The 312-nt window shown below is 76.6% G+C and carries 1 protein-coding gene; it reads right to left on the bottom strand.

The genetic code is table 11. From position 1 onward, the window contains the following. Positions 1–312: acyl carrier protein (locus PUR56_RS00030; protein ID WP_329947315.1), on the bottom strand; the 312-nt coding region annotated here is incomplete at both ends.

The raw sequence follows: 312 nt of genomic DNA, 5'->3' as shown, positions 1-312 counted from the left end.
GCCCGCCACCGGGGCGGTCGCACCGACCATCTGTTCCAGGACGAACGCGGCGAGCCGCTCGGCGCTCGGGTAGTCGAACGCCAGCGTCGCCGGCAGCGCCAGCCCGGTCGCCGACCGCCGACGATTCCGCAGCTCGACGGCGGTCAGCGAGTCGAAGCCCAGCTCCTTGAACGCCCGCGACGCCTCGACCGCCACGGCCGACGCGTGCCCCAGCACCGCCGCGACCTCGGCCCGGACCAGCTCCAGCACGGTCCGCTGCCGCTCCGCCGACGACAGGCCCGCCAACCGCGCAGCCGGCCCGGAGCCCGACTC

The organism is Streptomyces sp. BE303 (assembly GCF_036290945.1).
Taxonomy (GTDB): Bacteria; Actinomycetota; Actinomycetes; order Streptomycetales; family Streptomycetaceae; genus Kitasatospora.
The sequence above is the reverse complement of the archived record's forward strand: the minus strand, read 5'-3'. Positions and strand labels throughout refer to the sequence as shown.